This is a genomic window from Spirosoma arcticum (assembly GCF_054779955.1).
Window position 1 is genome coordinate 206893 of the sequence record NZ_BAAGXG010000010.1, and the last position, 13515, is coordinate 220407.

The following is a 13515-nucleotide window of genomic DNA, read 5'->3' on the forward strand; positions in this document are numbered from 1 at the left end:
ACCAGTGGCCCCCTCAATGGCATCACCTTTACCCAGGTCACCACAGCAACTCTTTCGGTCGACTTTGACAATGACGGAGACCGGGACCTGATCGAACCTGCCAACAACTCAGCCGGACGGGTGGTCCAACAAAATTCGGCACCTCCTATACTCACCTCAACAATTCCGGCAGACAATGCCACGGGTGTAGTGCCCAGTACGAACATAACCCTGACATTTAACGTCAGCGTCAGTAAAGGCAATGGTAATCTGCACATAGTGCGCACCTCCGACAATGTGATAGTCGAAACGGTGGCGGTGGGTAGCAGTCAGGTAACCGGTTCGGGAACCACCTGGGTTCTCGATCCCAACATAACCTTAGCCAACTCAACCGCGTATGCACTCCGGGCTGATGAAGAAGTATTTGCCGACGCCGACGGGCGCGTGTTTGCCGGTATTTTCAACAATACGACGTTCAATTTCACCACCGGAATCGCCAACGCCCCCCCCACCGATATTGCGCTAACAGCAACGTCGGTGGCCGAGAATCAGGCCAGTGGTACGGCTGTGGGTACGCTGAGTACCACCGACGCCAACACGGGCCAAACGTTCATTTACTCGCTGGTGACTGGCGCTGGATCAACCGATAATGCCTCGTTTCAAATAGTGGGCAGTCAACTGAACACCGCTGCCGTATTTAACTTCGAGACAAAGAGCAGCTATCTGATTCGGATTCGCACCACCGACAGTGGCTCCCCCGCAGCTACGTATGAGGAGTCATTCACGATCACAGTAACCAACGTAAACGAAACGCCAACGATCAGCCCGCAGACATTTGCCGTCAACGAAAACGCGGCCAATGCCACGGTCGTCGGGACGGTCGTAGCTGCGGACCCGGATGCCGGAGCGACGCTGTCATACTCGATTCTGAGCGGCAATACGGGCGGGGCTTTCACGTTAGTGGGCAATTCACTGCAGGTAGCCAATACCACGGCACTGGACTTCGAGACTACGCCAACGTTTAGTTTAAGCGTTCGGGTGTCGGATGGGACCCTGTCGGCCACGGCTCTCGTGACGGTGAACCTGAACAACGTAGCCGAAGGGGGATTGAGCATTAGCCCGGCGGCACCGGCGGCAGTTTGCGCGGGCAGTCCATTGAACCTGACGGCAACGGCAACCGGGTTTACACCCACCAACTACACCTGGAGCAGCACCCCGGCGGGCTTTGCCGCTTCGGGAGCCAGTTTGACCGCGTTCACGCAAAACGCACCCGCTGTCAATGTCCCCACAACCTACACCGTTACGGCCTCGGCCACCGATGGTACAACGACGGCAGGAGCCAGTGTAACCGTATTGGTCAATCCCACGCCAACGCTAACGGTGGTGGGTGCGGGAGCCAATCCCACGACCTGTGGCGCATCAGACGGTAACATCACGTTCACCAGTACCAACCTGCCCAACGGCGTTTACTCGCTCACCTACACCGGAGCAGGCAGTCCCAAACCAGTGACGGTGGCCAACAACGGCTTTTTATTGACGGGTCTGGCAGCGGGCACCTACAGTGATTTCTCCATCAGCAACAGCGGCTGCGTCGGTTCGGTAACGGCGTCCAGAACGTTGAGCGACCCGGCGCAGCCCATCGCTAATGTTGGAGGCAGTCAAGCCATTTGCAGCGGCAGCACGGCCACCCTGTCGGCCACGGCCACCAATGGCACGGGCGTCTGGAGTGTACTAAGCGGCCCCTCAACGGCGTCCTCCCAGTTCAACAATACGGCTTCGCCCACGGCCGTCTTCACCCCAGCGGGGGGAGCAGGCACCTACGTGCTGCGCTGGACGGTGAGCAACGGGGCCTGTACGCCCGCCACCGGCGACGTTGTCGTTACGGTTACCGCTGCGCCAACGCTGACGGCAGGAGCCGGAACCAACCCCAGCGCCTGCGCAACGGCGACGGGCAGCATCGCCTTCACCAGCACCAACCTGCCCGATGGTGTTTACTCACTGACCTACACCGGAGCGGGCAGTCCCAAGAACGTCACGGTGAGCGGGAATGCCTTTTCGCTGACGGGTCTGGCGGCTGGCACCTACAGCAACTTCGCTCTCACCAGCAACGGCTGCACGGGTTCGGTCGCTACGGCGGTCACGCTCAACGACCCAGCCGCGCCGACCTTAACAGCAGGAGCCGGGACCAACCCCAGCGCGTGTGCAACGGCGACGGGCAGCATCGCCTTCACCAGCACTAACTTACCTGATGGCGTTTACTCACTCACCTACACCGGAGCGGGCAGTCCCAAAACGGTGACGGTGAGCGGCAATGCGTTCAGTTTGACGGGTCTGGCCGCTGGCACGTATAGCAACTTCTCGATTAGCAACAACGGTTGTGTCGGTTCGGTCGCTACGTCGGTCACGCTCAGTGACCCGGCGGCACCAACGGTTAGCCTGACTAACTCCGGTCCGTTGTCCTGCACCAACACCAGCGTTACGCTGACGGCTACCGCCGGGTTGAGCAGCTATACCTTCAATAACGGAGCTAATCAGATTGGCGGGGCAGCGGGTAACACCGCGACCGTTACCAATGCGGACGTTTATCAGGTGATAGCCACCGATGCCAACGGATGCACCGGTACGGCCTCCACCACCGTCACCAGCACGGCCGACAGTCCCCTCGCCATCACCGCTCAGCCAGCGTCCGCGTCGACCGTAGTTATTGGTGCCACCGTTACGGTCAGTGTGTCGGTTACGGGTACGGGACCGATTACCTATCAATGGTATAAGGACAACCTCAACAGTCCCGTAGCCAGTCAGACGGGTGCCACGCTGACGCTGATGAACGTGCAGCTTTCGGATGCGGGTAGCTATTCTATAGTCGCTACCGGCCCTTGCAATAGCGTAACCTCGACTGCCTTTACGCTAACCGTAAACGAACCAGCTCCGACCAACCAACCCCCTACCACGACGGGGATTGCCAACCAAACGGCGACGGTAGGTCAGGCATTCAGCCTCGATGTAGCTTCGTCCTTCAGCGACCCCGACAGCCAGACGCTGACGTTCAACGCCAGCGGTTTGCCGGGTGGGCTGAACCTAAGCGGCAGCGTCATCAGCGGTACGCCCTCCGCGTCGGGCGTGTCGACGGTAACGGTAACGGCCACTGATCCGGGTAGTTTGAGCGTGAGCACCAGTTTCACAATTACGGTGAATCCGGCTTCAATGACTACGACCGCTCCCTTCGCCATCACAGGGGTGACGACCATTAGCTGTACGCCAGTGGCCAACCGGATCAACCTCACTTTCAACCCCCGGTACGCAGGCCTGAACGGGCAGCCCATCAGCTTCTCGGTGGCCAACGAACTCTCGCCCACGACGGCACCGGGACCTTATTCGCTGAGCCTGTATCCTGATAATCCGGTTATCACCCTGAGGGCCACGCAGACGGGTACGCCGGGCGAGGTGAGCTTCAGCTACAACTGGTTAGCCGCCTGTAACGGGGTCAACCCGCCAACCAACCAGGCACCCACCACCACGGGCATTGCCAACCAGAACGCGACGGTGGGCCAGGGCTTCAGTCTCAATGTAGCCTCGTCCTTCAGCGACCCCAACGGCGATGCACTGACCTTCAGCGCCAGCGGTTTACCAGCGGGCCTGAGCCTGAGCGGCAGCGTTATCAGCGGAACGCCTTCGGCATCGGGTGTGTCGACGGTGACCGTTACTGCTACCGATCCGGGGAGTTTGAGCGTGAGCACCAGCTTCACAATTACGGTGAATCCGGCTTCAATGACAACGACCGCTCCCTTCGCCATCACGGGGGTGACGACCATTAGCTGTACGCCAGTGGCCAACCGGATCAACCTCACTTTCAACCCCCGGTACGCAGGCCTGAACGGGCAGCCCATCAGCTTCTCGGTGGCCAACGAACTCTCGCCCACGACGGCACCGGGACCTTATTCGCTGAGCCTGTATCCTGATAATCCGGTTATCACCCTGAGGGCCACGCAGACGGGTACGCCGGGCGAGGTGAGCTTCAGCTACAACTGGTTAGCCGCCTGTAACGGGGTCAACCCGCCAACCAACCAGGCACCCACCACCACGGGCATTGCCAACCAGAACGCGACGGTGGGCCAGGGCTTCAGTCTCAATGTAGCCTCGTCCTTCAGCGACCCCAACGGCGATGCACTGACCTTCAGCGCCAGCGGTTTACCAGCGGGCCTGAGCCTGAGCGGCAGCGTTATCAGCGGAACGCCTTCGGCATCGGGTGTGTCGACGGTGACCGTTACTGCTACCGATCCGGGGAGTTTGAGCGTGAGCACCAGCTTCACCATCACGGTTAACCCCGCGTCCGTGGTCAACGCGCCATTCGCCATTACGGCGGTGACGACGGTGAGTTGCGTAGTGGTAACGGCCGGTCAGCGGCAGGTGAGCTTTACGCCCCAGTACAGCGGAACCAACGGGCAACCCATTAGTTTTTCGGTCGTGAACGAACTCTCGCCCACCACCAATCCGGGTCCCTACACGCTGACGCTCTACACCGACAACCCCGTTATTACGCTCAAAGCCAGACAGACGGGTACGGCCGGAGAAGCCAGTTTCAGCTACAACTGGCTGGCGGCCTGCTTCCCAGGTGCCCGACGGGGTGCTGCCGAATCCACCGAATCCCTGACGGTGACCGTGCTGGGAAATCCAGTGCAGGACGAAACGGTACGACTGGAAGTGCGGGGTGCTCAGCATCAGCCGCTGCGGTTACGCATCACCGATACGGGTGGTCAGGTGCTAACGGATCAGTTGATTGAGGGACAATTGCCCGTGGAGCGCCATACGATTAAACTCAGAGCGCAATCGAGTGGTCTACTGCTGCTACAGGTTAGTACGCCTACGCAGTCGAGGGTTATTAAATTGATTAAGCAGTAAGCAGTTCATCGGCTAAGTGGCTCAATCATTTCTGATTGAGTCGCTTAGCCGATGTTTCTTTCAGGCAAAGCAGGATAAACTGGAGCAGTTTTTCTTCACAATCAGCTTCTGATTCCCGGTCGGTATGCAGGGTCAGGTCGGGTGTCAGGGGTGGCTCGTAGGGCGCGTTGATGCCGGTCAGGTTATGCAGTTTGTCGGGGTGGTCGTCGGGTAAGGCGGCTTTGGCATACAATCCTTTGGTATCCCGCTCAATAAGCGTTGGCAGTGCGCAGTCAACAAAAACGGTTCGGGCAGGCTGGTTTAGCCGGTGCAGTTCCTCCCGGACGGCCCGGTTCGGGTTGATCGCAGCCAGAATGACGATGATGCCGTGCCGACTGAACACCCGCCCCAGATAGCCCAGCCGCCGGATGTTTTCCTGCCGGTCGGCCACGGAATAAGTGAGTTCAGGCCACAACTGACGGCGGTATTCGTCGCCATCGAGCACTTCAACCGCATACCTCTGCTGCTGCAATCGTTTTTGCACCCGTTGCGATACCGTTGTCTTGCCCGCTCCCGACAGGCCCGTTAGCTGAATGAATACCATACGTCCGATTACGATTTCTTACCCGAAGTAAACATAGGTACGCTGTAATGACCTCTTAACCGCATGAAAAACCGTTTTTTTCGTTTACCACTCTCCTTCGATCCAGCCCGTTTGGCGGTCGATTTAGCCACGTGCCGAGCCATTGACTGGCCTCCGCATTTCAATCAGGCCGACTATTCCGGGCAGTGGAGTAGCATCGCCCTGCGCTCGGCATCGGGTTCTGAAACGGATATTCGGGCGCATCCGGGTACGTACCGCGATACGCCGTTACTGGCGCAGTGCCCGTATATTGAGCATATTGTGCGTGTATTCCAGTGTCCCAAAGAAGCAGTGCGGCTGTTAGCGCTGGCTCCCGACAGTGTTATTCATGAACACCGGGATTTGGAGACCAGCTACGAATACGGCTTTTTCCGGCTGCACATTCCCCTCGAAACGGGCAGCGACGTGGTCTTTCGGGTCGATGGAACGGTGTTGCCCATGGCCGTTGGCGACTGCTGGTACGCGAACTTCGACCTGCTTCACAGTGTACGCAACGGCGGCCCCACCGACCGGGTGCATCTGGTGCTGGATTGTCGGCGGAATGCCTGGTCAGACGCGTTGTTTGGGCAGGCCGGGTACGATTTTGATGAAGAGCAACAGGGTCGCCAGCTAACGTCGGCCATGAAGCTGCAAATCATTGCCGAACTGGCCCGGCAGGATACTGAAGTCGCCCGAACGCTGATTGACCAGCTAACTACTGAACCCGACTAAACCCATTTCGTGTGTCGCCAACCGTACCCGACCCGTTGCCCAGCGACTGGATTCCGTATAAACTGGTCATGAACGACGGCCACCTGACCGTCCGCTGGCTGTACGTAGGCGACAACCGCTTTACGGAACCGTTTTTCGATGAAACCATCATTCGCGGCAAAAGCCATTCGTACAATACCACGCGCTGGCACCCCGTCAGCACGGTGGGGGGGCTGGTCGACGCGGCCGAACGGCGTTTCCCCGTTGAACCAACCGCCTTTATTTTTCACGTATCCCGCTGCGGCTCCACGCTCCTGTCGCAGCTACTGACTATTCCTGAGCAACACATCGTGCTTTCGGAAGTACCCCTGATCGACGAACTGCTGCGGCTGCCGTATTCCCCATTAGCCAACAGCCTGTCGACCGCCGACCGGGACGCTGCCCTGCGAGCCGTCATTCGCTGGCTCGGTGCCAAACGGACGGGTAACGAAACGCGGTTATTCATCAAAATGGATAGCTGGAACCTGTTTTTCCACGAAACCATTCGCCGACTTTACCCAACGGTGCCGTTCATACTGCTGTATCGCTCACCCGACGAGGTGGTTCGTTCGCACCAGAAACGCCGGGGTATGCAGGCCGTGCCGGGTCTTATTCAACCCGAACTTTTCGGCTTCGATCCGGTCGTGGCAACCAACCCGGACTTGGATGGCTACACGGCAGCGGTGCTCGACCGGTATTTGCAGACCATGCTCACCATCGCCCGAATAGACAGCCGTGCCTGGTTACTTAACTATCAGGCCAACGGCGCGGCTATGCTCGATCAAATGCTTGACTTCCTGTCGATTGACGTTGACCCAGCAGATAGAGCAAGCATGATGCAACGGAGCCGGTACCACGCTAAATACCCCGATCAGCCCTTTGACGAGACCCGTCCGCAGCAGCCCGTTCCGGCTTGCCTTGAGTCAGCTATGAACCGGTATCGCCAGCTTGACAAAACCCGCCGAATGAACAAGCCATCCCTGATTCTCAACCGGATCTATGCTTTTCTCCACGAGATTGGCCTTGACGTGGTCGAGACGACACTCACGGAGCCTACTTTTTTGCCGGGCATTTTGATTGACGGTGGTCACCTTAAAGTCGATCCCCGCCAACTGCGCTACCCCGGCGACGTGCTGCACGAAGCCGGCCACATTGCCGTAACGCCCCCGGCCGAGCGGCACTTGCTTCAGGACAACATCACCCACGACCGACCCGACAAGCAGGGCGATGAAGTGGCTGTGCTGCTCTGGACCTTTGCCGCCTGCCAAACGATAGGCTTGCCCGGCGAGGTCGTTTTTCACCCCGATGGCTACAAAGGGCAAAGCCAGTGGCTACTCGACACGTTCGGCAGTGGTGTGTACATGGGATTGCCGCTATTAGTGTGGATGGGCTTGACCCAAACCGACACGTTTCCGACAATGACGCACTGGTTAAGGCAGTAGCGCAGCCATCATTGTCTGGTACCTTACCCTCGGAGGAGCGCCCTATTTCCGGTTGGTCGTGTGAACCGTAACGATGGTTGGTGCCGATTGGTAGAAGTCGAACAGGGCACGGCCAATCAACTCATGGCTCACGGCGTTGAGGTGTTCATTGTCGCCCGTCAGGAAATATTCGTCGCGCGGCTGAACGACGGCCTCCGTATCGAAGACGCTGAAGGCCTGACTCATGCCGGTTGCCAGCAACACCGACCGGCTCCGCGCTCTGGCCCACTGCTCTGGTACCGTTCGGCACGGGAACGGCGTCATCAGCAATACCGTGTGGCGATAGGGTCGCAGAAGCGTTAGCAACTGCGCCAACGCAGCCGGACAACCAAACCCCGGAACGACCGACGCGGCAACGTCAAGCAATGTTTTACCGATACGGCCAACGCGCTTCATCAGTTGCGGAAGTGCAGCACGGCTACTTGCCTGGATTGGCTGGTTCAGGATTGGCAGCACCCTAACGCCAGCCGACCGCACCGGTTTTTTCTGGAACACAGTCCGCTGAATGAGGTCGGGGCCGAGTTGCAACACGATCAGGTCGTACTGGCTGAGTGGTAGCCGGTCCAGCAGGGCGGTCGATTCAGGCAGTGTCAGGTGCGCGTAGGCCTCAACGCTCACCGCCCGACCCGTGCGGCTTTGCTGACGAACAAAATGGCCGACGTAACTGAGTTGACGCGTCGGAGACCCGCACGTCGGAGACCCGCATCCATACGCGTGACCATCACCAAGTAAAAGAATTTTCATTCCGTAGCGAAACGGCGCATATCCATCCGTTTTCCTGCCTATACGCCCGCCCAAATCGAAACGTGGCAACGTTGACAATTCGGGTTATACTAACTAATAGTAACGGACGTTTGCAACAGTATCCATCGTTTCGGCGTATTGTAGTTTGTACCGTAGGCAACCTCGTAAATCTGACTGAACTTGTTCTTCAAAAAGACGGCTACCTTCACCGACAATGATCTTCCCAGCATCATACGGGCTTGTCGTGTCAATGATCCGCGCGCGCAGCGGACGCTGTTCAAGCAGTTTTTTGGTTACGCAAAAAGCATCTGCCTGCGCTACACGTCCAGTTCTGAAGAAGCGGAAGACGTGCTGAACGAAGGGTTTCTAAAAGCGTTTCAACACCTCGACCGGTACGACGAGACGTTGCCGTTTAAAGCCTGGCTGCGGACAATTTTGGTCAACACCGCCATCAGCCATTATCGAAAAAACAGCCGGACCGACCAGCATACGACTTTAGATGCGGGTGAGCAGGTGTCGTTCGACGATGACGTGGTGGATCAGATGGCGGCCGAGGAGATCCTGGCCTTGGTTCAGCAACTTAGCCCTACCTACCGGACGGTGTTTATGATGCACGTGGTGGACGGCTACAGTTTGCACGAGATAGCCGGGCTGCTCGAACACAACGAAGCCACGGTACGCTCGAATTTCGCCCGTGCCCGCCAGAAATTACAGGTACTCATCAAAGAGGCCTACCCATTCCACGCACAAAGCGGCTCAGCCGTACCATTCCGACACCATGGAAACTGACCCATTCAACGATAGCATCCGGCGGAAACTGGAAAGCATCCGGCCGGATTTCGAGGAGAAAGACTGGAAACGAATGCAGGCTACGCTTCAACAGGCTACCCCGCCCCCGTCCGGCATACACACAACGCCCCATCCCTTTACGATAAGCCGGACGGCCCGGCCGTGGCTGATGGCCGCAGCGACCGTCAGCGCCGTTGTGCTGGTTAGTTTTGCAGCCTGGCAACGGGCACAGATCAGCGATTTACGGCAGACCCTCAGCCAGTTGCGCCAGCAGCAAACCGCCCGGTCCCGTCAGGCACTCCTCAAAACAGCCGCCCCCAACGCCGAACGGCTTCCGTCCGATGGGCAAACCGCCCGGCGTAATGAGGTACCAGCCAATCCGGTTGGTCAACCGGCCAACCGGGGTCAGGCAACTGCCAACCGCACCGATACCGTTTACATTACGCGGTCCGTACCCGTGCCTGCTCATCCCGCCAACCCCGCGTTGGACCGGGTGGCGCAACGGTCGGCTAATGCCCCTGCTGAATCGTCGGCTGACCGGGCCGACCGCGTCCGGTTGTCGGCTAAAGCCCAGCCGCAACAACGGCAGTCTACCCGATCAACGGCTTCGGACCAGCGTAACGACGTAGCGGAGAATACATCGCCCGTGGCGGATGAAACGACAAACGCACCGGATAACACGTCGCCCGTGGCGAACGGCACCATAAACGCGGTAACGAACGACACGAGAAATACGACGCGCAACCGTCCCGGACGAACCAAATCGACCACCCGTCGTACGGACGAGCGAACAGCCATGCGGTCCGGGACTCAACGGGACAATACCGCACCGGGCCGAGAAAAGCGTCCATCGGTAACGGCCTCAACCGACAGCCGGACCACCAGCAATGGTTTGCCAATGACGGCTTCTGACAAGTCAACGGGGGAGATTGTCCCAGCGGAGGGGGTAACGAATCAACCCACGGCAACGTATGAGTTGGCAGCGAGCCGACCGCTCACCACGAAGTCTGTTGACTGGAACCAGGCACTGTCCCGTCAGACCAAACGAATGCAGCCCGTCCGAACGACGACTGTAGGTGGGCAGGCCGCGCCCGTTAGTCAGCCCGCCAGTCAACCGGTCCGGGTCGCGTTCGGCTTCAGGGTTGGGGCGGGGGGCGAGGTGTCGCGTACCGTCCAAAGTGGTGGATTACAAACTGAATTATTAATTGGCAAGCACCTGACGCTAGGAGTTGGGGTAGGCATGGCGTCGTTCGCGGGCGGCACCTTCCCGACTGATTTGGAATTTGACCGGCGTAAACCGAAAAAGTTCAAGCAGTTCAAATACAACTACGGTGGTGGCATCAACCCACTCAGCAAGATTGTAGGCATCGAAATACAAACGGTTCGGGTGCAGATACCCGTCTCCCTTGGTTACCGGATACCCGTTAGCCAGACGCTTAGCCTGTTGCCCTCGGTGGGTACGACGCTGAGTTTTCAAAGTAAAGAATTCGTCACCTTCACGGAGCGACATCCGTGGCGGGGTGACCAAACAGGTAGCCGTACGACTGTTCAGCCCGAAGATTTACTGCAAAACCTAACCTTCGGGACAGGCCTGGAATGGAAGCGGAAGCACTGGGCAGTTCAGGCGGGACCAGTCGTAACCGTTCCACTCGTAGCGGATGCCAACTGGGAAGAAAGCACGTCGGTCGGGTTGCGGGCAAGGGTGTTTTATCAATTTTGAAGAGAGTCAGTAAGTCATAAAGGGCTGGCGCGAAAGCAATGTTCGCGCCAGCCCTTTATGACTTACTGACTCCTACGACTATTTTGCCGCTACCCGCCAGATGCGACCACCCGCATCGTCGGCCACCAGCATCGAACCATCGGGCAGAATGGCTACGCCCACCGGCCGACCGTACACGTCCTTGTCTTTACCGGTTACGAAACCCGTCAGAAAATCTTCCGGTTTGCCGGGCTTTCCCCCTTCAAACGGCACAAAAACGACTTTGTAACCCGAAAATTCGGAGCGGTTCCACGAACCGTGCTGTCCAATAAAAGCACCATTCTGGTATTTGGCGGGAAATATCGAGCGCGACTCCGGCTTGGCATCGTAAAAAGCCAGGCCCAGCGAAGCCGTGTGTGCACCCAGCGGAACGTCGGGCATCACGGCCTTCTTGACCAGATCGGGCCGTTCGCCTTTCCGGCGCGGGTCTTCATTCTGACCATAGTACGAGTACGGCCAGCCGTAGAAAGCGCCTTCTTTTACGCTCGTCAGGTAATCCGGCACCAGATCATCGCCCAGTTCGTCGCGCTCGTTGACGGCCGTGTACAATGTATTCGTGGTTGGTTGCCAGTCCATACCAACGGGGTTACGCAGACCGCTGGCAAAAATGCGCTCACCCGTGCCGTCGGGGTTAATTTCGAGAATGTTGGCCCGGCGCACTTCGTTTCCCATGCCGTTTTCGCCAACGTTACTCCCCGATCCCACGGAGATGTAGATTTTCTTGCCGTCTGAACTGGCCAGCAGGTTGCGCGTCCAGTGATTGTTGTAGCCCCCGGCGGGCAGGTCCAGAATTTTCTTCCCGGCGGTTGTCATCTTCGTCTGGCCGGGCTGATACGGGAATTGCAACAGCCCATCGGTATTGGCCGCGTAGAAACTGTTGCCCAGCACCAGCATCCCAAAGGGTTGGTTGAGTTCGGTTAGGAACGTCTCGCGCAGCTCCGGTTTGCCGTCTTTGTCCGTGTCGCGCAGGAGCGTGATCCGGTTGGCACTTTCGCCAGAAGGCTGCGACTTGCTCTGACCCGTTACGACGGACGTGACTTTTTTCTTGACGGTTTTTGGTTCCGTGTTCGATTCAGCCACGAAAACATCGCCATTTGGGGCAACGTAGATCCACCGGGGGCTTCGGAGGTCGCGGGCGAACTCGGTAACGGTGAAACCAGCCGGTGCCGTGGGGGTTTTGCCATCGGCCCAGCCAACCACGTTGCTGTAGTATTTTACCGATTTGGTGATGTAGGGTGCCGGTAAGTTAAGGGCGGTCGCAGTGGTCGCAACGGTGGTGCCGGTTGCGTTCGGGTCTGAACCCGTCTGGCTCTCGTCCTTTTTCTGGCTACAGGCGATTAGCGCTGTGGCCAGCGCAAATGCTAAAATGGACTTCGTTTTCATCGTTGAGCGGTATTGATAATGGTTAATGTAAAATGGATAACGCCACCAACGACATTATCCATTTTACATTAACCATTATTCATTCTAAGAGTTACGGATTATCTTTCTTCGCCGACAATTCCGTGCCCTGAGCGGCTAATGTCAGGCCCGTAACGGCTTTGGTAGCCGCATCCCATACGAACGTGATGACGGAGCCGTACGAACTCGTCGACTGGTAGGTATGGGCTTTGGTTTGTTTCAGGAGTTTGTTCTTTCCGAAGCTATCGGCTTCACCGTACAGCTCCCCCTTTTCGGCGGAAACGGTAAATTTTTGCACCGGGCTACCCGAACCGAATGTGTACGCACCCGCATACGCACTCAGGTTAGTGGAGTCGGCGGCAGGAGCCGTTGCCGGGGCGGGGGTCGTTTGCGCGGTTGCGGTGAAAGCAATGGTCACACTGAACAGGCTGGTCAGCAGCCACGTGGTTACGTTCGATTTCATGCGTTCGTAGAAATAAGTTTCACTACAAGGTTAGCGAAAATTTGGCATACGGAATGGTCCCTTTGTAAAACACCTCGCTGACGGGTTCCATCCTAAACCGCCAATAAAAGTCGGCTGCGTCGAGCCGGGCATCGCACCAGAGCGTCGTGGCGTTCATGCGCCGGGCCTCCGCAATAACGTGGTTCAGCAAGAGCGTACCAATGCCCATCCGCTGGCAGTCGGGACGCGTGGCGAATTTGCGAAAGCGGGACTCCCGCCCATTGACAAACAGCGAAATCACCGCCACCAATTCATCCTCCCGAAACGCGCCGTAATGATGGCCTTCATCGTCATTTTCGATCTTAACGTAGTCGAGGGGCTTGTCCGGCCAGAGCACGGCGTGCCGGAGTGGGTAGGTTTGTTCGGACGTTATGGGGCGGATGTTGATCATGTAGTTTGCGGGAATGAGGATGAAGAGGATGGAACCGCTACGGCGGACCGTTCGCAACTGTTTTCGGATAAGAGTAGCGTACTTAGTAGAGTGTATTGAAACCAGTAGCATACGTCTTGTTATAAGTAATCAAGCAGAATTAAGTTTGATATTAGTTTGAGTATTTTTCATGATGAGTTTTGTGAAATTGATGGTGTACGTTGAACCATACTCTTTAAA

10 protein-coding genes are annotated in these 13515 nt (G+C 57.6%); 5 read left to right on the plus strand and 5 right to left on the minus strand.

Annotation, left to right across the window (positions count from 1 at the left end; translation table 11 throughout):
- Positions 1–4878 (plus strand): beta strand repeat-containing protein (locus ACYVHB_RS22600; protein WP_461054070.1); only part of this gene is annotated, 4878 nt, incomplete at its 5' end.
- 25 nt (positions 4879–4903) lie between these two features.
- Here the strand turns inward: ACYVHB_RS22600 and cysC are convergent.
- Complete coding sequence (gene cysC / locus ACYVHB_RS22605) at positions 4904–5461, minus strand: adenylyl-sulfate kinase (RefSeq protein ID WP_461054071.1); 558 nt, start codon at positions 5459–5461, stop codon at positions 4904–4906.
- 63 nt (positions 5462–5524) lie between these two features.
- Here cysC and ACYVHB_RS22610 point away from each other — a divergent pair, with 63 nt between their 5' ends.
- Both ACYVHB_RS22610 and ACYVHB_RS22615 read left to right on the plus strand, forming a co-directional pair.
- On the plus strand, positions 5525–6211 hold the full coding sequence (locus tag ACYVHB_RS22610; protein ID WP_461054072.1) for an aspartyl/asparaginyl beta-hydroxylase domain-containing protein: 687 nt from the start codon (positions 5525–5527) through the stop codon (positions 6209–6211).
- A gap of 11 nt (positions 6212–6222) precedes the next feature.
- Positions 6223–7671 (plus strand): hypothetical protein, encoded by a 1449-nt coding sequence (locus tag ACYVHB_RS22615; RefSeq protein WP_461054073.1) that lies wholly within the window; start codon positions 6223–6225, stop codon positions 7669–7671.
- A 42-nt stretch (positions 7672–7713) separates the two neighbouring features.
- Here the strand turns inward: ACYVHB_RS22615 and ACYVHB_RS22620 are convergent, their stop codons facing one another.
- Positions 7714–8454, minus strand: coding sequence for an SGNH/GDSL hydrolase family protein (locus tag ACYVHB_RS22620; protein WP_461054074.1), 741 nt, complete (start codon positions 8452–8454; stop codon positions 7714–7716).
- 180 nt (positions 8455–8634) lie between these two features.
- Between ACYVHB_RS22620 and ACYVHB_RS22625 the strand changes: the two genes are divergently transcribed.
- Positions 8635–9243 (plus strand): RNA polymerase sigma factor, encoded by a 609-nt coding sequence (locus ACYVHB_RS22625; protein ID WP_461054075.1) that lies wholly within the window; start codon positions 8635–8637, stop codon positions 9241–9243.
- Positions 9233–10963 (plus strand): hypothetical protein, encoded by a 1731-nt coding sequence (locus ACYVHB_RS22630; protein WP_461054076.1) that lies wholly within the window; start codon positions 9233–9235, stop codon positions 10961–10963. The genes ACYVHB_RS22625 and ACYVHB_RS22630 overlap by 11 nt, the downstream gene beginning before the upstream one ends.
- A 78-nt stretch (positions 10964–11041) precedes the next feature.
- Here the strand turns inward: ACYVHB_RS22630 and ACYVHB_RS22635 are convergent, their stop codons facing one another.
- From ACYVHB_RS22635 to ACYVHB_RS22645, 3 genes are all read right to left on the minus strand, one after another.
- Positions 11042–12385, minus strand: coding sequence for a PQQ-dependent sugar dehydrogenase (locus ACYVHB_RS22635; RefSeq protein WP_461054077.1), 1344 nt, complete (start codon positions 12383–12385; stop codon positions 11042–11044).
- 91 nt (positions 12386–12476) lie between these two features.
- A complete protein-coding gene (locus ACYVHB_RS22640; protein ID WP_461054078.1) occupies positions 12477–12866 on the minus strand; it encodes a DUF3471 domain-containing protein in 390 nt (129 codons plus the stop codon).
- A gap of 22 nt (positions 12867–12888) precedes the next feature.
- The gene (locus ACYVHB_RS22645) at positions 12889–13296 is read right to left on the minus strand and encodes a GNAT family N-acetyltransferase (RefSeq protein ID WP_461054079.1); all 408 of its coding nucleotides are present in this window, start codon (positions 13294–13296) and stop codon (positions 12889–12891) included.
- Positions 13297–13515 lie beyond the last annotated feature (219 nt).